General features: G+C 60.4%; 28 protein-coding genes. 11 read left to right on the forward strand and 17 right to left on the reverse strand.

The window, feature by feature from the left end:
- Position 1 precedes the first annotated feature (1 nt).
- The 4 genes from CFBP5499_RS27105 to CFBP5499_RS27125 all read left to right on the forward strand — a co-directional run bounded on the left by CFBP5499_RS27105 (position 2) and on the right by CFBP5499_RS27125 (position 4,381).
- Positions 2-922, forward strand: a complete 921-nt coding sequence (locus CFBP5499_RS27105) for a polysaccharide deacetylase family protein (protein WP_080830304.1) — start codon at positions 2-4, stop codon at positions 920-922.
- Positions 919-2,478, forward strand: coding sequence for a gamma-glutamyltransferase family protein (locus CFBP5499_RS27110; protein ID WP_080830305.1), 1,560 nt, complete (start codon positions 919-921; stop codon positions 2,476-2,478). The genes CFBP5499_RS27105 and CFBP5499_RS27110 overlap by 4 nt, the downstream gene beginning before the upstream one ends.
- Before the next feature lie 958 nt (positions 2,479-3,436).
- Positions 3,437-4,114: a hypothetical protein gene (locus tag CFBP5499_RS27120; RefSeq protein WP_080830306.1), complete on the forward strand. Its 678-nt coding sequence runs from the start codon at positions 3,437-3,439 to the stop codon at positions 4,112-4,114.
- 18 nt (positions 4,115-4,132) lie between these two features.
- Positions 4,133-4,381, forward strand: a complete 249-nt coding sequence (locus CFBP5499_RS27125) for a hypothetical protein (protein WP_080830307.1) — start codon at positions 4,133-4,135, stop codon at positions 4,379-4,381.
- Between the two features lie 409 nt (positions 4,382-4,790).
- Here the strand turns inward: CFBP5499_RS27125 and CFBP5499_RS27130 are convergent, their stop codons facing one another.
- The 15 genes from CFBP5499_RS27130 to ubiT all read right to left on the reverse strand — a co-directional run bounded on the left by CFBP5499_RS27130 (position 4,791) and on the right by ubiT (position 18,406).
- Positions 4,791-5,486 carry a NapC/NirT family cytochrome c gene (locus CFBP5499_RS27130; RefSeq protein WP_272438706.1) on the reverse strand — a complete coding sequence of 232 codons (696 nt, stop codon included), beginning with the start codon at positions 5,484-5,486 and terminating at the stop codon, positions 4,791-4,793.
- Between the two features lie 2 nt (positions 5,487-5,488).
- The gene (locus CFBP5499_RS27135; RefSeq protein ID WP_080830309.1) at positions 5,489-5,980 is read right to left on the reverse strand and encodes a nitrate reductase cytochrome c-type subunit; all 492 of its coding nucleotides are present in this window, start codon (positions 5,978-5,980) and stop codon (positions 5,489-5,491) included.
- A complete protein-coding gene (gene napA / locus CFBP5499_RS27140; protein WP_080830310.1) occupies positions 5,950-8,454 on the reverse strand; it encodes a periplasmic nitrate reductase subunit alpha in 2,505 nt (834 codons plus the stop codon). Before napA ends, CFBP5499_RS27135 begins: the two co-directional genes overlap by 31 nt.
- Entirely contained in the window at positions 8,429-8,716 is a 288-nt protein-coding gene (locus CFBP5499_RS27145; RefSeq protein WP_080830311.1) for a chaperone NapD, read from the reverse strand. The genes napA and CFBP5499_RS27145 overlap by 26 nt, the downstream gene beginning before the upstream one ends.
- A complete protein-coding gene (locus CFBP5499_RS27150; protein ID WP_080830312.1) occupies positions 8,709-9,209 on the reverse strand; it encodes a ferredoxin-type protein NapF in 501 nt (166 codons plus the stop codon). Before CFBP5499_RS27150 ends, CFBP5499_RS27145 begins: the two co-directional genes overlap by 8 nt.
- Positions 9,210-9,215: 6 nt before the next feature.
- A complete protein-coding gene (gene napE, locus CFBP5499_RS27155; protein ID WP_046800942.1) occupies positions 9,216-9,401 on the reverse strand; it encodes a periplasmic nitrate reductase, NapE protein in 186 nt (61 codons plus the stop codon).
- 198 nt (positions 9,402-9,599) lie between these two features.
- A complete protein-coding gene (locus tag CFBP5499_RS27160; protein ID WP_080830313.1) occupies positions 9,600-10,787 on the reverse strand; it encodes an NnrS family protein in 1,188 nt (395 codons plus the stop codon).
- Positions 10,784-11,536 carry an ATP-binding cassette domain-containing protein gene (locus CFBP5499_RS27165; protein WP_080830314.1) on the reverse strand — a complete coding sequence of 251 codons (753 nt, stop codon included), beginning with the start codon at positions 11,534-11,536 and terminating at the stop codon, positions 10,784-10,786. The genes CFBP5499_RS27160 and CFBP5499_RS27165 overlap by 4 nt, the downstream gene beginning before the upstream one ends.
- Complete coding sequence (locus CFBP5499_RS27170) at positions 11,533-12,342, reverse strand: ABC transporter permease (RefSeq protein ID WP_080830315.1); 810 nt, start codon at positions 12,340-12,342, stop codon at positions 11,533-11,535. Before CFBP5499_RS27170 ends, CFBP5499_RS27165 begins: the two co-directional genes overlap by 4 nt.
- Positions 12,343-12,347: 5 nt before the next feature.
- Positions 12,348-13,331: an ABC transporter substrate-binding protein gene (locus CFBP5499_RS27175; protein ID WP_080830607.1), complete on the reverse strand. Its 984-nt coding sequence runs from the start codon at positions 13,329-13,331 to the stop codon at positions 12,348-12,350.
- A 19-nt stretch (positions 13,332-13,350) separates the two neighbouring features.
- Positions 13,351-15,501: a TonB-dependent receptor family protein gene (locus CFBP5499_RS27180; RefSeq protein ID WP_080830316.1), complete on the reverse strand. Its 2,151-nt coding sequence runs from the start codon at positions 15,499-15,501 to the stop codon at positions 13,351-13,353.
- 97 nt (positions 15,502-15,598) lie between these two features.
- Positions 15,599-15,982 carry a hypothetical protein gene (locus CFBP5499_RS27185; RefSeq protein ID WP_080830317.1) on the reverse strand — a complete coding sequence of 128 codons (384 nt, stop codon included), beginning with the start codon at positions 15,980-15,982 and terminating at the stop codon, positions 15,599-15,601.
- On the reverse strand, positions 15,979-16,917 hold the full coding sequence (ubiV, locus tag CFBP5499_RS27190) for a ubiquinone anaerobic biosynthesis protein UbiV (protein WP_080830608.1): 939 nt from the start codon (positions 16,915-16,917) through the stop codon (positions 15,979-15,981). The genes CFBP5499_RS27185 and ubiV overlap by 4 nt, the downstream gene beginning before the upstream one ends.
- A gap of 5 nt (positions 16,918-16,922) precedes the next feature.
- Positions 16,923-17,900 carry a ubiquinone anaerobic biosynthesis protein UbiU gene (ubiU, locus tag CFBP5499_RS27195; RefSeq protein WP_080830318.1) on the reverse strand — a complete coding sequence of 326 codons (978 nt, stop codon included), beginning with the start codon at positions 17,898-17,900 and terminating at the stop codon, positions 16,923-16,925.
- The gene (ubiT, locus tag CFBP5499_RS27200) at positions 17,891-18,406 is read right to left on the reverse strand and encodes a ubiquinone anaerobic biosynthesis accessory factor UbiT (protein ID WP_080830319.1); all 516 of its coding nucleotides are present in this window, start codon (positions 18,404-18,406) and stop codon (positions 17,891-17,893) included. Before ubiT ends, ubiU begins: the two co-directional genes overlap by 10 nt.
- A 148-nt stretch (positions 18,407-18,554) precedes the next feature.
- On the opposite strand from ubiT, the gene CFBP5499_RS27205 reads away from it, so the two are divergent.
- Genes CFBP5499_RS27205 through CFBP5499_RS27215 form a run of 3 tightly spaced genes read left to right on the forward strand, consistent with a single transcriptional unit; the run spans position 18,555 to position 21,063 of the window.
- Complete coding sequence (locus CFBP5499_RS27205; RefSeq protein WP_080830320.1) at positions 18,555-18,905, forward strand: DUF488 domain-containing protein; 351 nt, start codon at positions 18,555-18,557, stop codon at positions 18,903-18,905.
- 56 nt (positions 18,906-18,961) lie between these two features.
- The gene (locus CFBP5499_RS27210; RefSeq protein WP_175416928.1) at positions 18,962-20,476 is read left to right on the forward strand and encodes a UbiD family decarboxylase; all 1,515 of its coding nucleotides are present in this window, start codon (positions 18,962-18,964) and stop codon (positions 20,474-20,476) included.
- Positions 20,473-21,063, forward strand: coding sequence for a UbiX family flavin prenyltransferase (locus tag CFBP5499_RS27215; protein ID WP_137066505.1), 591 nt, complete (start codon positions 20,473-20,475; stop codon positions 21,061-21,063). Before CFBP5499_RS27210 ends, CFBP5499_RS27215 begins: the two co-directional genes overlap by 4 nt.
- A gap of 4 nt (positions 21,064-21,067) precedes the next feature.
- Here the strand turns inward: CFBP5499_RS27215 and CFBP5499_RS27220 are convergent, their stop codons facing one another.
- On the reverse strand, positions 21,068-21,745 hold the full coding sequence (locus tag CFBP5499_RS27220; protein ID WP_080830322.1) for an NnrU family protein: 678 nt from the start codon (positions 21,743-21,745) through the stop codon (positions 21,068-21,070).
- A 12-nt stretch (positions 21,746-21,757) separates the two neighbouring features.
- The gene (locus CFBP5499_RS27225; protein ID WP_003520964.1) at positions 21,758-21,913 is read right to left on the reverse strand and encodes a hypothetical protein; all 156 of its coding nucleotides are present in this window, start codon (positions 21,911-21,913) and stop codon (positions 21,758-21,760) included.
- A gap of 137 nt (positions 21,914-22,050) precedes the next feature.
- Between CFBP5499_RS27225 and CFBP5499_RS27230 the strand changes: the two genes are divergently transcribed.
- The 4 genes from CFBP5499_RS27230 (at position 22,051) to CFBP5499_RS27245 (ending at position 24,882) form a co-directional block, all read left to right on the forward strand.
- On the forward strand, positions 22,051-22,584 hold the full coding sequence (locus tag CFBP5499_RS27230; RefSeq protein WP_080830323.1) for a cytochrome c oxidase subunit 3 family protein: 534 nt from the start codon (positions 22,051-22,053) through the stop codon (positions 22,582-22,584).
- A gap of 5 nt (positions 22,585-22,589) precedes the next feature.
- Complete coding sequence (locus CFBP5499_RS27235) at positions 22,590-22,880, forward strand: hypothetical protein (protein ID WP_175416929.1); 291 nt, start codon at positions 22,590-22,592, stop codon at positions 22,878-22,880.
- A gap of 178 nt (positions 22,881-23,058) precedes the next feature.
- Positions 23,059-23,511 carry a c-type cytochrome gene (locus CFBP5499_RS27240; protein WP_046800955.1) on the forward strand — a complete coding sequence of 151 codons (453 nt, stop codon included), beginning with the start codon at positions 23,059-23,061 and terminating at the stop codon, positions 23,509-23,511.
- A gap of 24 nt (positions 23,512-23,535) precedes the next feature.
- Positions 23,536-24,882, forward strand: a complete 1,347-nt coding sequence (locus tag CFBP5499_RS27245; RefSeq protein WP_080830325.1) for a nitric-oxide reductase large subunit — start codon at positions 23,536-23,538, stop codon at positions 24,880-24,882.
- Positions 24,883-24,928 lie beyond the last annotated feature (46 nt).

Here is a 24,928-nt window from a genome sequence, read left to right on the forward strand (position 1 = left end):
AATGTCGAACAAAAATCCCGCCTTGCCGATAGGTGCTCCCTACCCCGCCTATGAATGGCCTCAGGGTAAAACCTCGGGCGTTCTTCTTTCGGTCGATGTGGATGCCACCTCGCCGTTTTTATGGTCGCTGCGCGATGGAGAAGTACCTGATCGTCTGGCGCTGCCGGAAATCCGCAGTTTCGGTCCGCGTACCGGCCTTTACCGCCTGCTCGACCTTTTTGCCCGCTACGACTACAGGGCCAGTTTCTACGTGCCCGGCTATGTAGCGGAGGCAAATCCGGAAATCCTGCCGGCAATCGTTGAAAGAGGCCACGAAATCGGGCTTCACGGTTACTTCCACGAGATTGTCTCCGAGGTTTCAAACGAGGAATTCACCGGCGCGCTTGAGGCGAGCCTCGAATTGTTCGACGTTCAAGTGGGTATCCGCCCCAGCGGCTTCCGGTCTCCGGCATGGGAACTCACGCCCCATATGCTCGGTGAAATCCGCCGCCATGGCCTGACCTATGATTCTTCCCTGTCCGGTTTCGACCATCCCTATGACATGGACGGGATGACGGAAATTCCCGTTCAATGGGCAATCGATGATGCGATTTTCTTCAAGTTCGAAGGCGGTGGGCGTGATCGCTTTCCGTTGCAGCCCGGCGGCGCTGTGCTTGCCGACTGGATAAGGGAATGGCGTGCCATTCACCGCTTCGGAGGATTGTTCACGCTGACGGTGCATGACTGGATTTCCGGTCGCGCCCAGCGGATAGCACTGCTGGAGGAACTGCTGGACGAGATCTCCCGTCAGCCCGCTGCGTGGGTGGCAACCGCAGATGAGATCGCCCGTCACCATTCAACTTCGGTCAACAAGGGGCGTTTCGCAATCGATGCGAGAGTGCCGGCGTCGATCGGGCCACGGCGGTTCGGAAAGCCAGCATGACCGAGAGCTGGACCATCGCTAAATGTGAAATCCGCAGCCGTAAAGGTCTCGTTTCCTGCCAGAACCGGCTCGCGGCGGAAGCTGGCGCCACCGTTCTGGCTCGCGGTGGCAACGCTGTTGATGCGGCCGTCGTCACGGCGCTGACGTTGAGTGTCGTGGAGCCTTGGCTTTCCGGCATCGGTGGCGGCGGCTTCATGCTGCGCGCCGACGGGGCGACGGGACAGGTCACGGCACTTGACTTCAACGTCCTGTCTCCCGCCGGTTTGGATCCCGCAGACTATCCTCTCATACCGGGAAATGACGGCGACTGGTTTGATTGGCCGTTGGTGGCGGGCGACCGCAATATCAGCGGCTACCCTTCGATCTGTGTGCCCGGCGCCATCGCCGGCTTTGCCGAGGCATTGGAAATCCACGGCACGATCAGTTTTGGCGAAGCGCTGCAACCGGCAATCGAACATGCTCGCCGCGGCCTTGCCGTCGATTGGTTCGCAACGCTTGCGCTTGCGGTCGATGCCGCAAATCTCGGTCGCTTCCCCACTTCCGCGGACATCTTTTTGCGCGATGGCAGAGCGCCGCGCACCGGCGAGCGTGGCGGCAGTGTTCACCTTCCCATGCCGGCCAAGTTACGAACGCTGGAACGCCTGGCCAAGGCGGGTGCGCGCGATTTTTATGAAGGGGAAATTGCGTCCAGCCTGGTACGTGAATTGCAGGAGGGTGGCTCAGCCATTCAGGTTGGCGATCTGGCCGGCTACCGGCCTTTATGGCGCGAGCCGATTGCGCTGGATTATGCTGGCCTGACGATCCATGCCATGTCTGGCCTTTCGGGTGGGCCGACGATGGTGGAGGCGCTGCGAGAGCTTTCCACCAGCCTGCCGGTCGATGAACCCCATTCGGGCCGCACGGCCCTTGCATTCGCCAGTGCCATACGGAAGGCGTCCGAACATCGTCTGCGCACCCTTGGCCATGCAAGCGGCGATAGCTGCACCACCCATATCAGTGTCGTCGATAGCGCTGGCACGATGGTTTCGCTGACCAACACGCTATTGTCGCGCTTCGGTTCCAAGGTCACGCTACCCTCCACCGGCTTCCTGCTGAACAACGGCATGATGTGGTTCGATCCGCGCCCCGGGCAGCCCAACTCCATTGCTGGTGGCGTGCGGCCACTTGCCAATATGTGTCCCTTCATCGGCACCCTGAACGAACGGCCGACGATAGCATTGGGCGCGGCGGGCGGCCGTCAGATCATGCCAGCTCTGGTCCAGCTCCTTTCTTATGTGGCCCATTTCGGCCTTTCCCTGGAAGAAGCGTTCAGCACCCCGAGGATCGACGCCAGCTCCGTAACGATCAATATCGACCGCCGGGCGCGGACGGATGTGGCCACGACAGTGGCACACCGCTTCCCCGTGGAGATCGTTGACGACACCCTTTACCCTGTTAGATTCGCAATTCCTTCGGCCGTCATGCGTGAAGGTGACATGTTCATCGGAATGGCGCATCCCAATCATCCCTGGGCAGCGGTGGCGACGGAAGATGAAGCCTCCCTACGTGATGAATAGCGCCTCATATATCAATGCGACGATGAAAAGTGTTCGGTAAGTCTTCGATTGTTGCCCGCCGCAGATTGCTATGCGGCATTAAACGTACAGACTAAGCCTCCCGGAACGTTAACCCATTGGGTTGGGCGTAAGGATCTGCCGCAGATTACTGCAACTCTTGAGGTGGGTCTGTCGTCGTCAACGGAGCCGGAGAACTACCCTGACCGACCTCAACAAGCATCAGCGGTGCGGCAAACGCAGTCCAGTAACCGGAAACCGGGGTCAGAAAACGCAGCCACAGCATGCCGACCAAGCCGCACGTTTGCCACCGCTGCATTTGCTGTATTCATAACCACGACTGATTTGGGGGTCGCTCAATCCACAAATGTGGGCACGCCGCCCCAAGCCAAAAGACACGGAGCTTGATGCCGCCCTCCCAGGCTTTCGGAACCCTCAACGGCACGCATACAGGTCCGCTCGCCCGGCGACCGGAAAGGAAATGCACGCGCCCTGCTGCAACGTCTTCGTCTTCCACATGAAGGACGGCAAGGTGACATCCTTCCATTGCTAGACCGCCGCGACCATCATCATGGGTCAACTCGGTGTCTTGGGAAATCTCGGCGCGGCCATGCAGCAACCGTGAAGATTGCCGCGAACCTCGTAGGCATACTTCCGGCTATGGCCGGTTTCAGCACCGATCAGAGATAGGGGGAGCTGTCCCGGCTCGGCTTCCCACAAGACTGCGGCCATTTCTTCGGCGCTATTGGGGAGCGCGCTCTGGCCTTCGTTTGCTGCGACCGCCCCACGTGGCGGCCTGCGGCCCTTAGGCTCATTCATTGAGTATGTGCTTCCGATTTGGCTCCGGCACGTAAGATGGTCCCTCAATAGTTTTGGAGGGGTAGTGACGCCTATGGGGGTTGCGTAAACCGTTGGACTTCGTGGGCGATTCCTGCTTCATTTGCCGCGTGGGGGAATTCCTATGCGCAATGTGTTGTCGATGGCATCAATGGTGCTGCTAGCGTCGTGCGGAACGATTTCGTCGTCCCCTCGCATTCTGATTCCGGCGGCTGTCGTTCTCAACACGATCAAGTGTGAGATGGCCCGATATTTCGCTGACGAACGTCTTCGTGACAGCTCGAGAATCCGTTTCCTTGAGGGCGAAAAGCCGTTTGTGATCACTTTGACCCTCAAAGTCGTCGATACGGCAGCAGGCAAGGCCGGGGTCGGCATTGGGCCGCTCATTCTACCCTATGGTTCCGCATCATTAGGGTTCGCCGTGTCAGGGTCGAAGTCGGTAACAACCTCTATGGAGGATACCATCCTCCTCAATCCATATTCCTTGGATACAAGTGTCTGTGCGGCAGCCCGTAGCGGAGCCGGAATGATGGAGAACCCGGGGCTTGGTATCGGGGATCGACTGAACGAATTCGCCGAGCAGTTGCTGGCGACCAGTGCGGGCCATCCAATGATGCTTTTCGATAAATTCAGCATGACCAAGCAATTCGCGGTGTCTCGATCCGTTCATGCAAACGGCTCTTTCGGCTTTCAAGCCGTGCGGCTCAATCTAACCGCGGAAGCATCGAGAACGCGCGAGGACGTCCAGACGATCAAGATCATCGGGGTTACAGCAAAACCGCCGGGGTTCAAGGAGCCTTAGAACATTAGGAGAAAGTCCATGAGATGGTTATTTGTTGGCGCTGCGGCTATATCGACGTTGGTCAGCATGGCGCATGCGCAATCGAAATCCGACTTCTTTCTGGACCGGAGCAAAATCGACATCTCGGCGTGCGTGCCGCAAAATCCCAACTGCGAGTGCAAACCCGCGAAACATACGTGCTGGTTCAAGACACCTGACCAACAGATCATCTTCTTCGAGAAGGATTCGATGAAGGTGATCTCGAAGGCACAATACGAGACTGAATAAGCGGAAAGGGTGGACGGCCCCGGGCCTAGAAGTGTCGGGACAACGACCCGAGCCCCGCAGCATTTTCGAACGGTGACGAGAGTCGCCGGCACGCGCGGCGCTCCCCTGCATAGCCTGTTCCGGAAATCGACCTCACTCTTGAAACGCTTAAGAGCTGAGGTGCCACCACGTCTGCTCTTGAAGGGAACTGAACTTAAGACACCCAGATTACCACTGTCGTTATCTAGGCCGTTCGAGAAGTGCACGAACCAGCCGAAGCCGGACTGCTCACGCTATCTGCCAACCCAGGAATAAAGGTTGATGGAAATCTTGCCATAGTCTGTCTGAAGGTAAGGAGATCCATCAACTCTTACAGTCGCTGGCCTCACAAGTGGCGTCTGAGGCAATGGAAAAGCGACAGGGTTTTTCCTTAAAAAACGTTCCGATGCACATCGCTCATCGCCCGGCGCAGATCATCGACCGCGGACGCCGTCTGTCCCGGTTCATCGTTGAGCGCCGGCGGCATTTTCCAGCCGGGGTCGATGCCTTCCATGTTCGGCAGTTCATGCGCGATGCCCTTGTGGCAATCGATGCAGGTGGCCTTGCCCGTCAGCAGATATTTCGAATGAAGATCGGCAGCGCGCTGCGTCTGCTTGGTAAAGTCCATGGCGACCGAGGAGTGGCAATTGCGGCATTCCAGGCTGTCATTGGCCTTCAGGCGCGACCATTCGTGCTGGGCAAGCTCTAGCCGCTTGTCGAGGAATTTCTTGCGGGTGTTGATGGTGCCGAAAATCTTGCCCCAGACTTCCTTGGAAGCCTGCATCTTGCGGGCGATCTTGTCGGTCCATTCGTGCGGCACATGGCAATCCGGACAGGAAGCACGCACGCCGGAGCGGTTGGAGAAATGCACCGTCCGGGTCAGCTCTTCATAAACATTGGCGCGCATCTCGTGGCAGGAAATGCAGAAGGCTTCCTTGTTGGTCATTTCCAGCGCGGTGTTGAAGGCGCCCCAGAACATCACCCCGCCAACGAAACCGCCAAGCGTCAGGAAGGCGAGGCTGAGCGTACCCGCCGGCGTCGTCAGAACCGCCCAGAGCCAGATGAAGAGTTTTTTGATACGGGCAATCATTATTCGCTACCCGCCGGTTTCACGCCCATCGTGCTCATATCCTCGAACGTGTTGGGCACGAGCGGCCGTGTATCGGCCTGCGGCACATGGCAGGCGGTGCAGAAATAACGCCGTGGCGAAACATCTGCCAGCATCTGGCCTTCCCGCGTCATGTAGTGGGTGACGCTGATCATCGGTGCGCCGGAATCCTGCGTGAATTCGCGCTTGTGACAGGACAGACAGCGATTCGCATTAACCGAAAGCTGGTAACCGTCAATCGAATGCGGGATGATCGGCGGCTGTTCGGGATAGGCACGCATGCGCCGGAAGTCGTCAATCACCCATTTCGGCAGGGGTTTGGCCGGCTCGGTCTTCATTGCATCGCCGCGCGGGCCGGACAGTTCCGGCACCATCTGCGCTACGGCCCCCGTCGCAAGCGCCACGACCAGAAGCGTGGCGGCGATCCATCCGTGTTTCCTGATCATGCGACTGGCTCTATCTTGACTGCGCATTTCTTGAAATCCGTCTGCTTGGAGATGGGATCGGTTGCGTCGAGCGTCACCTTGTTGATCAGCTGGCTGGCATCGAACCAGGGAACGAAGATGACGCCGGGCGGCATGCGGTTGCGGCCACGCGTTTCCACCCGCGAGCGGATTTCCCCGCGCCGCGAGACGATGCGGATTTCCGCGCCCTGATTGAGCCCGCGCTTGCGCGCATCATCCGCATTCATGAAACAGCGGGCGCCGGGAAACGCCTTGTAGAGTTCCGGTACGCGCATGGTCATGGAACCGGAATGCCAGTGCTCCAGCACGCGGCCCGTCACCAGCCAGGTATCGAATTCCTCATCGGGGGATTCCGCCGGCGGCTCGTAAGGCACGGCGATGATGACCGCCCTGCCGTCCTTGTTGCCGTAGAACTTCACACCCTCGCCGGGTTTGACATAGGGGTCGTAACCCTCGCGGTAACGCCACAACGTTTCCTTGCCGTCGACGACAGGCCAGCGCATGCCGCGCACCTCGTGATAGGCATCGTAAGGCGCCAGATCGTGGCCGTGGCCGCGCCCGAAGGCGGCATATTCCTCAAACAGGCCCTTCTGCAGATAGAAGCCGAAATCACTGGATTCCTGGTTCTTGTAATCGGCGTTGATCTCGCTCAGCGGGAACTTGCCGACATCGCTGTCCTTGTAGAGCACCTCGTAAAGCGTCTTGCCGCGATAGGCGGGATTGGCGTCGAGTATTTCCGCCGGCCATACTTCGTCGGTAGTGAAACGCTTGGAAAACTCCACCAGCTGCCAGAGGTCGGAACGCGCCTCGCCCGAGGCCTCCACCAGCTGGTGCCAGACATGGGTGCGTCGCTCGGCATTGCCATAGGCCCCCTCCTTCTCCACCCACATGGCGGCGGGCAGGACGAGATCGGCGCTCATGGCGGTGATGGTCGGATAGGCATCCGAAACGACGATGAAGTTTTCCGGGTTGCGATAACCCAGATAGGTCTCGTTCTTGGTGTTGGGGCCGGCCTGGACGTTGTTGTTGACCTGCACCCAGTAGAAATTCAGCTTGCCGTCATGCAGCATGCGGTCCTGCTGCACGGCGTGGTAACCCGGCTTTTCCGGAATGATGCCATGCGGAATGCGCCAGATTTCCTCGGCATGTTTGCGGTGTTCCGGGTTGGTCACCGTCATGTCGGCCGGCAGGCGGTGGGCAAAGGTTCCCACTTCACGCGCCGTGCCGCAAGCCGATGGCTGGCCGGTGAGCGAGAACGGGCTGTTGCCGGGCTCGGAAATCTTTCCCGTCAGCAGATGGATGTTATAGACCATCTGGTTGGCCCAGACGCCGCGGACATGCTGGTTGAAACCCATGGTCCAGAGCGACATGACCTTGCGTTTCGGGTCGGCATAAAGCTCGGCCAGTTCTTCCAGGAAACCGGCTTCCACCCCGGTCATGGCGGCGGTTTTTTCCAGCGTGTATTCGGAGACGAACTCCTTGAAGGTCTCAAAATCGATCGCTTCCGTCTTGGTCGGATCGGCGGAATTGGCGGCATTCACCTCAACCGGATCGTCTGGCCGCAGGCCATAACCGATATCGGTGACACCACGCACGAATTTCGTGTGGTTCTTCACGAAGTCTTCGTTGACGCGGCCGGTCTTGATGATGTGGTTGGCGATGTAATTGAGGATGACGAGGTCCGTACCCGGTTTGAATATGATCGGAACATCGGCCAGATCCATGCTGCGATGGGTGAAGGTGGAAAGCACCGCCACCTTCACGTGATCAAATCCCAGACGCCGGTCGGCAATGCGGGTCCACAGAATGGGGTGCATCTCCGCCATGTTCGAGCCCCAGAGCACGAAGGCATCGGCATGTTCAAAATCGTCATAGCACCCCATCGGCTCGTCCATGCCGAAAGTGCGCATGAAGGCATAGGCGGCCGACGCCATGCAGTGGCGGGCGTTGGGATCGAGATTGTTGGAACGGAAGCCGGCGCGCATCAGCTTGGTCGCGGCATAACCTTCGAAGATCGTCCATTGGCCGGAACCGAACATGCCGATGGCCGTCGGTCCCTTTTCCTTCAGCACGCGCTTGCACTGCTGCGCCATCACGTCGAAGGCCTCGTCCCAGCTGACAGGCTCGAACTCGCCATCCTTGGCATAGGCGCCATTTTTCTTGCGCAGGAGCGGGGTCTCGATGCGGTCCTTGCCATACATGATCTTGGAGAGGAAATAGCCCTTGATGCAGTTGAGGCCACGATTGACCTCCGCCTGCATGTCGCCATGGGTGGCAACGACCTTGCCTTCCTTGACGCCAACCATGACACCGCAGCCCGTGCCGCAGAAACGACAGGGTGCCTTGGACCATTTGATCTGCAATGCGGAAACACCGCCCGGCACCGGCTGGGCGGCGGCCGGCAGCGCAATGCCCGCCGTTGCCGCCGCAATGCCGGCGGCATGCGCCTTCAATAGATTACGCCGCGTCAGTTCGCTGCTCATCGCCGCCTGTCTCCTCTGTATCGACGCGTTCGAAAACCATGTTGGCGGCAATCACACCGTCGAGTGTCGAAATATAAGTGAGCGTATCGCCCAGCATGCCTGTGCTCGTGCCGTCTATGACGATGACGATCTTGCCGTTACCCTCGCCATGAACCTCGACATTGTCGAGCGTCAGAAGCGTTGCAAACACGGCGTCCCGCATCTGGGGCATCACCGCCACGACAGCGCTTGAGACATGATACAGGCCTGTATTTTCAGGCATATTGCATCTCCGTGGCTGTTTCCTTGATCTTGATCACACCCGTCGGGCAGACGGACACACAGGCCCCGCAGCCGGTGCAGGCATCCGCGATAAGCTCCGGCACGAAGGGGCCGCCGCGGCGGGGGTGAAACCGGATGGCCTCGGTCGGACAGGCATCGCGGCAGGCCTGGCAATCGACATTGCCGAAGGCGAGACACCCATCGCCAATCGCCATGACATGATCGAAGCGCTGCGCCGCAGGGACGGCAAAAACCGGCTCGGGACAGGCCTCCGCGCATTTGCCGCAAAAGGTGCATTCCCCGGCCGAGAAATCGACCGAAGGAAAGCCACCCGACATGGTGATGATGCCGGTGGGACAGGCTTCAACGCATTTTGCGCAACCGCTGCAGGCGGCGAGGTCGCTCAACGCGACCCCGGGGGGACAGATACGTGTTTCCCGTTTTTGTCCGCCGCGCAGAAAGTCACGCCGGCTGAGAGAGACTTGCATCGTCATTCGCCCTCAATGGCCGGGCGGCCCCGGCGGCCCGTAAATGATCTGGAACATCCAGACGATGAAGCCATAGGCTCCGACAAATCCGACCGCCAGCACAGGCCAGATCCCAAAGGCCAGAACGGCGAAGGTAATAAGCTCCCTCGTCCTGCTCGGCTTTCCATCTGCGTGTAGAGGCGCGACTATTTTGGGCATATTCGCGTTTCCCTGTTCGGTTCGAGTTATCATCGGCCAAAAGGCGTAAATATTCAACCAACTGATTTTATTGATTATTTACTAGAAATAACATTCATCAATAGTGCTGGCCTAAGCCATTGATTTCATATTGCGCTTTTGCCGAAAAAATAATCAGGCCACACGAAAACGTCGAAGGCGAGAGGAACACGTTGCGCCTCAGCCGCAAGCTCCCGCTGCATCAACACCGGGCGCACGCATGGAGGGCAGGAAGCCGTGAAGCCAGGCACCGAAACTTGCCGCCCACAGGATAGCACTGAGGCCGTGATGATAGGGTGACAGGAATGCTGCGAAATCAAATTCCGGCAGAATGCGGATCAGCACGGCCGCCACCATCAGGGCGGCTGCCATATGCGCCTGCCACGGCAGATATGTCAGGTTGCGTCCGGTATGCCGCAGCCCGGCGATGATGAACACCGCCATGATGGCGCAGCCAAGTGCGCCCACCGACAACAGGTGCAGGCCAGCGGCAGGCGTGACGGAAAAACCGAGCCGCACCGCCCCGAGCGCCAGAAACCCCGCACCGGCAAAGGCATTGCCAAGGCCGAGCAGCAGCACCTCGGTCTTGAAGGCGGCACGCCCGATGAACCACTCTGCCAGCCGGTCAAAAAATGCCGCACCGGCCGCAAGCGCCAACCAGGCGCAGACATCGCTTTCCGGAAAGAAGAGTTTCGCTACCATGTAAAGCGTCACCATGGCGCCCGCCATATGCTGGCGGCCGGGATGGGGCCGGTAAGGCGTGGTCTCGGCGCTCGGATCTAGCGCCAGATTGATGACGACCACATTGATGCGAGCGGCCGAGAGCGAAAACAGCACGGTGAAGACGCACAGCGCCGCCTCCAGACAGCGGGCTGCGAGTTCCAGATCACCGATCCACCAGGCATAGCGCACGCCTGTCTCCATCGCCGCAAACAGAATGAGCCAGACGAGGAACGCCAGATGTTTCGTCGTTCGACGCACGAGCATCGCCTTGCCGATGAGGACGGAGAGCACGAGTAGAAATGCCAGATCAAAAAAGCCCGCCAGCAGGCTCCACCCATCGGCCCCCACGAAACCGATCAGGCGGCCCGGCAGCCAGAGACCGGCAAAATAAACAAGTGTGCGACCCGCCGCCGCTTTCGTATCGGTCCATTCCGGCACCGCCGAGCCGAGAAAACCGGCGAGCGCCATGCCATAGGTGCCGAAAATCATTTCATGGGCATGGATTTGCGAAGGCGGAACGGCATCGGCAAAAGGTAAGGCGTAGCCGCCGATGGCGACCCACAAGAACGGCCAGACCGCGCCATGCACGGCGGCCAAAGGGAAAAACAGCCGCAGGGCCTCGGAGAGGATCGGTGGTTGTCTCATCGCATCCGCTCCTTTGCCGAAAACAATTCGGCGAAAGCTGGGCTCTCGGACAGGAATTCCACTTCGTCGAACACCGCGCGCGCCATGCGCCGCCCCGGCGAACCGGCCGGAGTATGCGCGGCAACAACCCGGCCATCGACGCCGGAGAGCACGATCAGCCTGTCGGCCACCAAGAGCGCTTCATGAAGATCGTGAGTGACGAGAAGCGTGGAGAAACCACGCCTGCGAGCGGCATCCACCAGAAGTTCCTGCAAATGCCGGCGCAGGCCGACATCAATAGCACTGAAGGGTTCGTCCAGAAACAGCATGTCCGGTTCCACGGCGAGCGCCCTCGCCACCCCGGCACGCTGGCGCATGCCGCCGGAAAGCTCGACCGGATATTTGTGAAAATCCGTCTCTTCCAGACCGACTTCCAGAGCAAACTGCCCGGCGGTTTCCCGCCGCTGCCGTTTCGGCATGCCCGCCGCAGCGAGACCATAGGCGATATTGTCAATCAACGTCATCCATGGCAGCAACCGCGGCTCCTGAAACACCAGACCCTGCCTGCGGTAATTGCGACGCACACGGCCGCGAACGGGATCGATGATACCAGCCGCAATCTGCAAAATCGTTGTCTTGCCGCTGCCGGAGGGACCGAGCAGGGCCACGGTTTCCCCCGGCGCGATGCCCAGATTGATATTCTCAAACAGGCTGCGGCCGAGAAAGGCGTGACCGACCTGTTCGAAACTGAGGGAAAAATGGTCGCTCATCGTTTGACACCCCATGGCAGCCCAACGGCGCGCCAGCGTTCCAACGCTTCGCGCAGCAGATGCAGCAGGCCGTAATCGGTCAGCAAGGCAAGGCCGACCGTGATGGTGAGCCAGGCGCTCACCTGGGCGATATCGAACAGCGCCCTCGCGGTTGCCAGTTCGCCGCCAATGCCGCCGGAGTTTGACAGAAGCTCCGCCATGACGGTCACCTTCCAGGCGCTGCCGGCCGTCGTCGTCCAGGCCGGGAAGAGATAGGAGAGAACATGCGGCATGGTGACCGTGCGCAGGCGGTAAAACCATGGAGCGCCGAAAGCTTGCGCCATAACCTCCAGCTGACGGTCGCGCTTGGTCACCCCTTCCAGCGCCCCTGCGAAGGAAACGGGCGCCGAGGCAATGACAACGGTCATGACGGCGGTGCCGCCCGACGATCCGAACCAGATCAGCGCCAGCACAATCCAGCCGATGGGCGGCACGCCGAGCAGGACGGTGACGACAGGCTTCATCAGCCGCATGGCGGCAAATGAGCAGCCCGCCGCCACACCCGCCACCGTGCCGATGCCGGCGGTAATGGCAAAACCGGTCAATGCCCTGATGGCACTCTGCGACAGGATGGCGAAAAAGTCCGGTCGCGCCACCAGACCCCCGATTGCCGCGAAAGTCTCACCCGGCGAGGGCAGGATGAAGGAGCCGTAAATCTCATGCCCAGCCTGCCATGCGGCGAGAAAACAGAAAATGCCGGAAAGCCCAGCCCAGCCCGCCCAGAGATAGCGACCGGTCCAGCCAAGACTTTCAAGAATGCGGTTCATGCCTGCTACACCAGATAAAAGCCGTCATCCGGCCGCCGGCCGCCGATGATTGCCGGGTCGGCCTTGGCAAGTTCATCGTAAAACGCCTCGAGATCGGCGCGTGCCGTACTCGCCTTCAACGCCGACAAATGGCTTGTCGGAAAGGAGGCGGCGATGATTTCCGGCGGGAAGCCGAGGGCATCGGCCGCGGCGGCGGCGGCCGTTTGCGGGTCAGCTGTGGCACTGGCAAGTGCCGCTTCCATGCCCGCCTGCAAAGCCTCTATACCTGCCTTGCCGAGCTTTTGCTGAACCTGCGACGTCAAAGCGAGACCCGCCTGCGGGATTTCCGACTTGCCCGCCACCTTTGCCCATTCCTGCTGGATATCGATGGTGCGGTGAACGGTCATGAAAAACGACTTTGCCTTTATCAGCACAGCGGTCGCGGCCGGTTCACTCAGCAGGGCCGCATCCACCCGGCCCGTCAGCAGCAATTGCACGGCTTCCGGTGGCGAAGCGGCATATTCCAGCTTGATGTCGCCGGGTTTCAAGCCGTTCTCGGCAACAAGGCGACGCAGAACGAAATCGGGCATGTCGTTCTTGAACGGCAGAGCCAGCGTCTTGCCGGAAAGGCTTTCGAGCGACGTCAGCGTCTCGTCCTTCGACACGATATAGAGCAGACCCGTTGTCAGCACGTTCATCAGCCCAAGGCCGAGGCCGCGATTATGGAGATTGGCAGCACCGTAACTCGGCATCACCACCGCTCCCATGGAACCGGAAGCGACGGCGGCGCGCATTTCATCCGGCGTTTTCCATGCCTTGAACACGGCCCCAGGCGCGACATCCTTCAGGAAACCGCCTTTTACGGCATGAGCCAGAACCGCCGAAGGTGCTGCGGGCGGACCGTAAAAGACAAGCGGTGCCTCGGCCCTCAGGACGGATGGCGCGGCAAGGCCCGCGACGGTCAGCCTGGAAAGCAGCGACAGCGCCCGGCGTCGTGTGTAACTCGTCATGATCAGATCCTTTCGGCGTTCAGAAACGCGCCTTGATGCCGGCATAAAATCCGCGCCCGTCGCCCGGCAGATAGACCGCCTGACCGGCGCTTGCCTGGTCGAGAATGAGTGTGGATGAGGCGTAGGTCTTGTCGAAGACGTTGGTGACCGCGCCATAGATCGAGAACCTGTCATTGACGCGATATTCGGTCTTGAGATCAACCACCGCATAGGGATCGGCATACATCGTATTCATGTTGTCGACCGGGGTCTTGGATGGCACCCATTGCAGCACCGCGCCGATATCCCATTGTTCGAAAATAGCATATTGCAGGGCGAGATTGACGACATGGCGCGGCGCGCCGGCCAGCCGGTTGTCACCGCGCACCGGATCGTCGCGGAAGCGGAAATCCTGCAGCACATAGGCAAGACGAGCGGTCAGACCATCTAGCACTTCGCCGGAAACGCCAAGCTCCACACCCGCATGCACGGTTTCATCCGCGTTGAAAGCGGAGAGCAGCGAACCGCTCGTGTCGCGCAGGCTGAGCAATTCGTTCTCCACCCAGGAATAATAGGCGGTGGCGTCGATATTCCACGAGCCACGCTCGCCGCGCCAGCCGATCTCGACCGTAGTCGCCGTCTGCGCCTCAAGATCGGGCGTCGAAAAGCCGGTGGGCGATGCATTCGGCGTGCCGCCGGTGGTACCGAGAAGATCGTCATGGGTCGGCGGTTCGAAACTGCGGCTGACAGCGGCAAACAGCATGTTGTTGTCGTCCGGGCGCCACCTGATGCCGAGCGCCGGAGACCAGCCGCTGTAGCTGCGCTCATAGCCCGTATCCACCGCCACGGCAGAGGCCGCCGCGCCGCCCGGTCCGAAGCTCAGCCTCGGCCGGGTCGCAGCCCGCCAGAGATCGTTATTGTCGCGGGTGGCATGAGTGTAGGAAAGCGATGGCGACAGCGTCATCGTTTCGGAAAGCGGAATATTCAGCCCCGCATTCAAAGACAGTGTCGAAGCATCGAGATCGTTGCTGGAAAAGGCCGGACCATCACCCCCTGCCTGGCTGATGTGATAGGTCCGTTCCGCCGAACCGACCGTATAGAGCGCCGAAGCTTCAAAAAGCGGCAGCAGGGCATCGGCATCGGGCTGGTAGGCATAACGCAGCAGCCCCGTCACATCGCCGCCATCCGTGCGCCGAACGCCGCTTGAGACCGGGAACCGGAACATGTCCCTGGTATAGGTGTAACCCAATCCGATGTCGAAGAGATGATCGCCGAGTTCGATCGAGCTGCGCGAGCCGATGACGAACTGGCTGGCCTCCCGGCGTGGCTTGTCACGCATCACATTCGGGCCGAGGCTGGTTGGCGGGCCCGGCGAAACCTGTCTGGGATCAGCATCCATGGCGCTTTTCGTCAGGGGTCCCGCCACGTCAAAACCCAGATCGGTATAGCTGGCAAAAACCCGCGTCTTGACGGCGTCCGACACCTCCGCCTCGATCACCCCGCCGACACTTACCCGGCGGGAATCAATATAGACGCGATAACCGTCGCGACGGCTGACATCGGCATAAAAACCGGCAGCGAAGCGATCTGCATCAAAACCAGTGCGCAGCGAGGCATCTGCCTGACCGAAACTGCCGCCGCCGGCAGAAATGCTGGTTCCCTTCTCCACCGGCGAAGCAAAATTGATCGCCCCGCCCAGAACGCTGGCCCCCAGCCGGTTGGCGGTGTAACCGCGGTAAATTTCGATGAGGCTGGCCTGACCGGGATTGGCGAGCCCGACGATATAGGAACCATCGGCACGGTTGATCGGCAACCCGTCCTTCAGCACCAGAACCCCGCGTTCGACCGGGTTCTGCTGCAACCCGGAGCCTCTGATCTGAATGCGCGGCTGGTCATTGCCGCCGAAAAAGCGCTGCACCACCACGCCGGGCGCCGAAGCAAGCGCATCTGCAAGCGTCGGCACGGCCTTTGAGGTCGCTTCCTGCGGCTGGAGTGCGGAGACACCACCTGGAATGGCCTTCAGGCGCTGGCGCGCCTGCTCCACGCCATCCGCCCATCTCGCCCCCTCAACCGTGATCGTCTCCAGAACCGTGGTCGAGCCCGGTGTGGCCGATTGCGCAAGCGCAACACCGGAAACCCCTGCCATCAAACCCGTTGTTATCGTGAAAAACCCCGCCTTCAGCACCCGCATATGCCACCCCTTCAGTCATAACCTGCGTGTACCGGGGATGACATTTTGCAAGAACGGCCTCTTTGCGCTGGATCAAACAACACCAAAAACATGAGTTTTATTTACATGTTTTAAGAGACAGGGCGTCGCGCAGAATTCGCGATCCTTCCTGAGCGGCGGCGGCGATGTCGAGAAACATCAGGCTCGCCGTTTCGACGATGCCTTCATCGACCGTATCGTCCTCGGCAAAATCCGCCAGCATCTCGGTCAGAAGCCCGATCTTGCGCCGCTCCTCGCGGGCGGCGGCCAGAAGCTTGACGATATTGCGCTGGCGCTCGAAATCCTCAAGCTCGCGCAGCGCCTCATGGACCTTGTCACGGCAGCCGCAATCGAGTGCGCTCTGCAAAACCACGTTGCGCACCAGATGGATCGCAGCAGCGATATCCGCCCCGCCCGGCGCTGCCACAGACAGCGATTGCGGCTCTTGCCTGTTCATCGTCATGCATTCACCCCATGCGCCGTGTTGCGGGCACGGGCGACCCAGGCCGCCCCTTCCTGCCCGTGGTGGAAACCATTGGAAAAAGGCACGTCCGGATAGATTTGCCCGAGACGTGCAAGACCATCTGCCGCATCCCGCCTGCCGGCCAGAACATCGTCATGGATCTGCGCCACCGCCACCATGTCGCAATCCTGTGGTGACAGCCGGAATCGGGCGATGCCAGCGGCCGCCAGATCCTGCAATTCGCCAAGCAGCGACTGGCAGGTGTGCGAAACCGTCTGTACGCCGTTCAGCGCCAGAAACGACTGCCGGTCAAGCGTACGCACCGGCAGCCCGTCAGGGTCGTCACCGCAGACGAACTGGCAATTATCCTTGATATTGCCCTTGGCGCGGGCATGGGCGCAGCGTGCGGAGATGGCGAGCGGCAGGCGGCCGAAGGCGAAGACTTCGAACTCCACATCCGGTGTTTCCGCCACGATGCGCTCCACCGAGGTCACCGGCAGTTCCGGCGGCAGGCAGATGGCGCTTGCCCCACGCGAGGCGAGCAACCGCGCGGTGGCGGCATTGTAGACATTCACCATTGGCCCAACGATATGCGGCGTGCGGTGCAACATGCCGAGCGCGGAAAGATCGTTCGCCTCGACGGGATAGGGGCTGTCGGCGATCAGGCCGCGCAGCTGGCGGCTTTCGCGCTCCAGCGTTACCAGTGAAAGCGTAGAGAGGATCACCTGCTTTCCGGTACTCTCCAGCCGCTCGATCACCTCGGCCAGATGCGGTTCGGTGAAATGAAACCGTTTTGAGCAGACGGTTTCGCCGAGATAGACATGGCTGACGGGCGCTTCATCGGCGATGCGGAAATAGAAATCGCGCCATTTCTCGCCCTGCCAGAGATAGAGGACCGGGCCAAGCGCCAATGTGGCCTTTGCAGTGTGTGCCATCGCCATCATCTCCAGCGTTTCTCGTAAGCGCCGACAGTTGTGCGCTGGCCTTCGCTTAACAGTCGCAGGCGTGAGAGCAGCCGTCCCCGTTCTTCGGCGCTGGCGGCCAGCGCCCGGTGCAGGGTGGACACCACTTCCGCCACATAGGCCTTGCCGCGCTGGCGGCCCTCGATCTTCAGCGCGCTGACCCCCGCTTCGCGCAACGCATCGATCTGGTCCATCACGTCAAGCGACACCGGGTCCTCAAAGGCATAGGACTTGTCATCGGCAATCTCGAAACGGCCCTTGCAGAGCGTCGGATAACCCGCTGCTTCGCCTTCCGGAAAGCGGTTGATGGTGTAATCGCCGAGTTCCGACACCAGCTCCGGCCCGTCCTGCCGGTAACGCACATGGCTTGCTGGCGAGCAGACGCCGTTCATGTTGGGGGATTTTCCGGTGGCGTAAGACGAGAGCGAGCAGCGCCCCTCCGCCATGACGCAGAGGCCGCCAAACACGAAGATTTCGATTTCGCAGCGGATCTGCCGCGCCAGCCGGGCGATGTCGGAAATCGTCAGCGTGCGCGGCAGCACCACGCGTTTCGCGCCGAAGGCATCGACGAGGAAATTCACCGCATCGGCATTGGAGGCGGAGGCCTGCACGGAGACATGGATGCGCTGCTGCGGGTGGTGTTCCGCCACATGCGCCATCAGACCGAAATCGGCAAGGATCAGCGCATCCGCCCCCGCCTTCACGGCATCGGCCGCACCGCGATACCAGATATCCTCATTGCCCGCGCGCATGAAGGTGTTGAGCGCGACGAAAGTCTGGACGCCGCGCTTCTTCGCATAGGTAATGGCTTCGGCAAGCTCTTCGCGGGAAAAATTGAGGCCGGGAAAATTGCGGGCATTGGTCTCATCGCGAAAACCGCAATAGACGGCATCCGCGCCGGCATCCACGGCCTCGCGGAAGGCGGCAGGCGTTCCCGCAGGACAGATCAACTCCATGCCGCACCTCCACGCGTTTCGGATAGAACATGGCCGCGCAGGCGGTTCGCAAGCCCCGTTACGACAGGCGCGAAAGGCCCGGCAAAGGCACCGAGATCGCGCGGCAGATCAATGCCGCTGTCATCGAGCGTATTGCGCAGTGCCAGCATCGCCTCCATGTCGCCGGTGACGCTGAGATCACGCGAAAAGAACAGCGCATCGGCATCCTGCCGCCCCTCCATCAGCGCCAGCAGCATGAAAAGCGGCCCTTCCACCGCCGCATCCACCTTGGGCAAGCGGCCCTTTCGGCTGACGGTGATGGCAGGACGCGCGGGCTCGACCATGAAGGCGAAGGGCAGATCGACCGGCAGGAAGGCATAACGTTTGCTGCAATGTTCACCGAGCCGGCCGAACAGGTCAGGGTGCCGTTTCATGATCTGCGCCAGCATCGCCGCCGTCGCTCGCTGCACCACGGCAAGGGGCAGAAAATTCATGGGGGTAGCGATGGCGGCGGGAAACGGTCTCATAAATGGTCCTGTCGGGTCAGTTGCGGCAGGAACCTAACCGCAGCGCGCCAGCGCCGGTTTGAGCGAACGCAAAGACAGAGAGATTTTCGGGTGCGATTTCACAAAAGCCGCTATAAATCATTCACTTGCGAAGCGAAGGAGGCCGCCCATGTCCGATATAAGGATCAAACGGATTTACGATGCCGCCAGCGATGATGACGGCGCACGCATTCTGGTGGACCGGCTGTGGCCACGCGGCATGCGCAAGGAAACCGCACAGCTTTCGCTGTGGATGAAGGAAATCGCGCCCAGCAACGAGTTGCGCAAGAATTTCTCGCATATGCCATCGCGTTTTGCCGAATTCACCCGGCACTATCATGAGGAGCTGGCCGCCAATCCCGATGCCGTGGCGCGCATGAAGGAGCTGATGGCGAAGGGCCGCGTCACGCTGCTTTACGCCGCCCATGATACCGAACACAACCACGCCCTCGTTCTTGCCGACTATCTTCGTTCGCACTGAAGCCGCATTTGCGGCAGCGCAAGGACATGCCGCACCGCCACCGGCAAACAGGCGGCATGAGAGACGAGAAAACAGAAACTAAACCCGCCCACGCAGCCGATCTGCGCGGTTTCGTCCGGTTGCTGGAAGAACGCGGGCAGCTACGGCGAATTCGCCAGCCGGTCTCGCTGGTGCACGAAATCACCGAAATCCACCGCCGGGTGCTCGCCGATGGCGGGCCGGCGCTGCTGTTCGAGCAACCCGTCGACCATGAGGGCAAGGTGCGGGACATGCCGCTGCTTGCCAATCTCTTCGGCACGCGGCAACGCATCGAATGGGGCCTGGGGCTGGAAACGGGCGGTCTGCCAACACTTGGACAAAAGCTTGCCGAATTGCGCGAGCCACGGCCGCCGAAATCCATGGCCGAGGCATGGGGTAAGCTGCCTTTGCTGAAAGCCGCACTGTCCATGCGGCCACGCAACGTCTCGCGCGCGCCGGTGCAGGAAAAGGTACTGACGGGTGATGCCATCGATCTTGCCCGCCTGCCGGTGCAATGGTGCTGGCCGGGAGAGCCGGCCCCGCTCATCACTTGGCCGCTGGTCATCACCCGTTCGCCTGATGATCCCGACGATATCAATGTTGGCATCTATCGCATGCAGGTGCTGGGGCCGGACAGGGTGATCATGCGCTGGCTGGCGCATCGCGGCGGCGCGCAGCACCACCGGCTGTGGCAGGCACGCGGGCTCGATATGCCCGTAACCGTCGCTATCGGCACTGATCCCGCCACCATTCTTTCCGCCGTCATGCCGCTTCCCGAACATATCAGCGAGCTTGGTTTTTCCGGCCTGCTGCGCGGCTCGAAAAGCCGCATCGCGAAGGCACTGACGGTGCCGATGCCGGTGCCCGCCAATGCCGAGATCGTGCTGGAAGGTACTGTTTCGGCCACGGAAACGGCAATGGAAGGCCCCTATGGCGACCACACCGGCTATTATAATTCGGTCGAAGCCTTTCCGATCATGACGCTGTCGGCCATCACCACGCGCCGCGACCCGCTCTATCTTTCCACCTATACCGGCCGGCCGCCGGATGAGCCCTCGGTTCTCGGCGAAGCCATGCTCGAGATTTTCCTGCCGCTCGTGAAGAGGCAGTTTGCGGAAATCGTCGATCTGTGGATGCCGCCGGAAGCCTGTTCCTACCGCGTCATGGTCGCCTCCATCGACAAGCGTTATCCCGGCCAGGCAAAGCGGGTGATGATGGGCCTGTGGTCGATGCTGCCGCAGTTCAGCTATGTGAAGCTTATCATTCTGGTCGATCCCGACATCAATGTGCACAGCTGGGCGGATGTCATCTGGGCGCTTTCTACCCGTTTCGATGCCTCGCGCGATACAACGATCATCAACGATACGCCGATCGATTATCTCGACTTCGCCTCGCCGAAAGCCGGCCTCGGCGGCAAGATGGGTCTGGACGCCACCCGCAAGCTACCGCCGGAAACGGAGCGCGAATGGGGTCGCGTGCTCTCCATGACGCCAGACGTCATCGCAAAGGTGGATCTGATGTGGCGTGATCTTGGCCTTGGAGAACGACCATGAACCCGTGCCGTGTCGTGGTCGGCGTCACCGGTGCCTCGGGCGCCAGCATTGCGCTGCGCATCATCGAGCGCCTCGCCGACATGAAAAGCGTCGAAATCCATCTCGTCCTGTCGCAATCCGCCAGACGCACCGTGCTGCATGAGGAAGGTGCGCAAGCAATGGGGCGGATGTTGTCGCTCGCCAGCGTCAATCATGCTGTCGATGATATCGGCGCGGCGATTGCCAGCGGCTCCTTCCCGACAACAGGCATGATCATCGCCCCCTGCTCCATGCGCACACTTGCCGCCATTGCAACCGGGCTTTCGGACAATCTCCTTACCCGCGCCGCCGATGTGCATCTGAAGGAACGCCGGAAGCTGGTGCTGATGACCCGCGAGACGCCGCTGCATCTCATCCATCTGCGCAACATGTGCATTGTCACGGAGGCAGGCGCTATCGTCATGCCGCCGGTGCCCGCCTTTTACAACAGGCCGCAAAGCGTCTTCGATATTGTCGATCAGCTCGCCGCCCGCGCCATCGATCAGCTCGGTATCGCGCCCGCACCGCAGGCGCCGATATGGCAGCCGCATGTGGTGAAGACGTCGTGAGCGATCAGAAATAGGCCATGGGGTCCGCGCCAAAGAGCGCGGCATGGCCGCCGGCCAGAAGCCACCAGACCGTCAATCCTGTCAGCGCCACGGCTAGCAGCATCGGCCCGTCCACGGCGAGGCGCGTTTTGCCGGAAAGGATTGCTGCGAAAGGGATCGTTGCGTTTTTAGCAGCCGCCGCGCTCCACGCATTACCCTTTCTTTTGCGGGCGCGTTTTTCGGTCATCGTCATCCCGCCAAGCGAAAACAGTGCAAAACCGCCGAACAGGATGACGGAACGCAGGTCGCCATTCGGCACGACATGGCCGAGCGACCAGAACAGGAAACCGACAAGCACCGGATGCCGCGTGATGCGCACGATTGCCCCCGGTTTATCTCCCTGCCGCACGGAAATGGAAAGCGGATTGACGCTGAGAAGACCAGCGAGCACGAAAAACAGACCAATCGGCGCTGCCAGAAAGGTGACATGCGCCTGCCAGGGCGCGACATCCCAAAGCGGAATATAATCCACCGACAGCGCGGCATAAAACACCCAGCCCAGCGCCAGAAGCGAGACCACGGAATAAGCCCCGAAATAGGCGGGCCGGCCAATGGCCGCAATCAACCGGCCACGCACGGCAGGTACGGCGGGAATGGAATGCAGCGCCACAAAAAGCGAAAGAGCGGCGACAAGTTCAAGCATGCGACTGCCTTCTCACTGGTTCAGGAAGAGCACCGAAGCAATGGCCACGGAGGCGAGTACGGCGGAAACCGCGCCCATGCGCTGCAACACACCCATACGGTACAACAGCACCGCAAAGCCAATGATAATAGGGGTTGCGACAATCAGCCCGACCTGCGCGTCGTTCATGGGAAGCTCCATTTTCCAGAGTTGCGCTTTGTCATGACAATAGGACTTTGCGCGCTCCCTTCTTTGACCGACCGCAAAGAAGCGGGGTTTGAGGACGCCTAAGCGTGGCTTGCTGTTTTACAATTACGGGCGAGGCCATGGCGATCAATACGGAAGAGGAAAGCGGAAACCTGCTTTTGTGGATTCTGGTCTGGAGCGAACTTGCCGCTTTCGGCGCGCTGACCGGTGCTTTCATCATCGCCTTCGCCCTCAACCCTGATGCGTTCGCAGCCGCGCGCCAGCATCTGCAGCCGCAGCTTGCCGGCCTCAACACACTGATTTTGCTGGCAAGCGGCTGGCAGGCGGCCGTCGCGGCCAGCCGCCACACCGCGCTGCCGGGCAAAAGGCGGGCGCTTGTTCTTGCCGGCCTGCTGGGTTTCGCTTTCGTCGGTGTGAAACTCCATGAATATTCCACCGAAATCGCCTTCGCGTCCGATCCCGCATATGGCGCTTTCTTCGAGCTTTATTTCCTGCTCACTGGCTTCCATCTGCTGCATGTCGTCTTCGTGGCCGTGCTGCTGTTTCTCGTCGCAGTCTTCCCGAAAAACGAGAACGTCACGCTGGTGACGACGCTGTGGCATGTCATCGATCTGGTCTGGATCGTCATTTTTCCCATCATCTATCTGGTTTGACAGTCATGATCCACCGCACCTCCCGCCGGCTTGCAAGAAGTTTTGCAGTGCTCGCCATTCTTGTTCTCGCCGGCACGGCCGTTGTCACATCGTGGAAGGCAGCGCTTCTGCCGCCGGTTGCCGTCGCCTGCCTGATGCTGCTTTTCGCGCTCATGAAATCCAGACGCGTCATCGACGACTTTCTGGGTTTTGGCGAAGAGCGAGGCCTGCTGCGCACGGCACTTCTGGCATGGCCCGCAATCTTCGCCGCCGCAGCCCTTTTGCGGGCGTTCCTGCAGGGCATTTTGTCGCTCTGAAAAGGCGGACCGCATCACCTCTCCACTTGTTTGCCAAATGGCAAAGAACGCCGGCGGCCAGCGGCTAGAAAGGCTTCAGACCCCACCGCATTCCGCCAGCCTGCTGGCAAATCCCGGCAAGAGGGTTCGATCAAGCCAGTCCGCATAAGCGGTCTTCCGGATGGAAAGGACCATTGGCATGGCAGAACGCCTGACCAAAACAGGAGCGCGAAACGTCTTTTACGGCGGCTCCATCTTCTTCTTCGCCATATTCGTCGGGCTGACCGCCCATAGCCATTATTACATGCGCACCACCTCGACGGACGAAAGCACGCTGACGGAAAGCGTCGCGCGCGGCAAACACGTGTGGGAGAAAAACTCCTGCATCAACTGTCACACGCTGCTCGGCGAAGGCGCCTATTTCGCGCCCGAACTCGGCAATGTCTGGAAGCGCTATGGCGGCGTGGAAGACAAGGAGACGGCGCGCGATTCCATCAAGGCCTGGATGGCCGCCCAGCCCACCGGCATCGAGGGCCGGCGCCAGATGCCGCAGTTCAATCTCACCGAACAGGAACTCGATGATCTCGTCGACTTCCTCGAATGGACGAGCCGGATCAAGACGCAGAACTGGCCACCGAACGATGCGGGTTGAGGTTGACGGCAAGGAGATGACGAGATGAAATACCAGACGCAAAAAGTCGCCATGCTGTATTTTTACGGCGCAATCGGGCTGTTCGTGGCGCAGATCCTGTTCGGCGTCATCGCCGCGACGATCTACGTGCTGCCCAACACGCTTTCCGAGCTTCTGCCCTTCAACATCGTGCGCATGATCCACACCAATGCGCTGGTCGTGTGGCTGTTGATGGGCTTCATGGGCTCGACCTTCTATCTTCTGCCGGAAGAAACTGAAACGGAGCTTTACAGCCCCAAGCTCGCCATCGCGCAGTTCTGGATCTTCCTGGTGGCCGCCGCGGTTGCCGTGGTCGGATATCTGTTCCGCATCCATGAAGGCCGCGAATTCCTCGAGCAGCCCTTCGCCATCAAGGTCGGTATCGTGCTTGTCGTTTTGATGTTTCTGCTCAACATCACCATGACGGCGCTGAAGGGCCGCAAGACCACCGTCATCAACATCCTGCTCTTCGGTCTCTGGGGTCTGGCGATCTTCTTCCTCTTCGCCTTTTACAACCCCATCAATCTGGCGCTCGACAAGATGTACTGGTGGTACGTCATCCATCTGTGGGTGGAAGGCGTGTGGGAACTGATCATGGCGTCGATCCTCGCCTTCCTGATGATCAAGCTCAACGGCATCGACCGCGAAGTGGTGGAAAAATGGCTCTATGTCATCGTCGGTCTTGCCCTCTTCTCGGGCATCCTCGGCACCGGCCACCATTATTACTGGATCGGCGCACCGGGTTACTGGCAGTGGATCGGCTCGCTGTTCTCGACGCTGGAAGTGGCCCCCTTCTTCACCATGGTCATCTTCACCTTCGTCATGACCTGGAAGGCTGGCCGCAAGCATGAGAACCGCGCAGCCCTCCTCTGGTCGATCGGCTGCTCGGTCATGGCCTTCTTCGGCGCCGGCGTCTGGGGCTTCCTGCACACGCTCTCTTCGGTGAACTATTACACCCACGGCACCCAGCTTACCGCCGCCCACGGGCACCTCGCCTTCTTCGGCGCCTATGTGATGCTGAACCTTGCGATGATGGCCTACGCCATCCCCGAAATGAAGAAACGCGCGCCCTATAATCAGTGGCTTTCGATGACGAGCTTCTGGGTCATGTGCACGGCCATGTCGGTGATGACCTTTGCGCTCACCTTTGCCGGCGTGGTGCAGATCCAGCTTCAGCGGGTCATGGGCGAAAGCTTCATGGATGTGCAGGACCAGCTGGCGATCTTCTACTGGATCCGTCTCGGTTCTGGTTTCGCGGTTCTCATTTCGGCGGTCATGTTCATCTGGGCAATCCTGGTACCGGGCAAGCAGAAACAGGGCGACGTTGCCCGCCTCGTGCAGCCCGCCGAATGAGAAACGGACCGGCTCTCCTTTTCCCCCGGAGAGCCGGTTCCTTATC

Origin of the sequence: Agrobacterium tumefaciens (assembly GCF_005221325.1) — a bacterium.
GTDB lineage: Bacteria > Pseudomonadota > Alphaproteobacteria > Rhizobiales > Rhizobiaceae > Agrobacterium.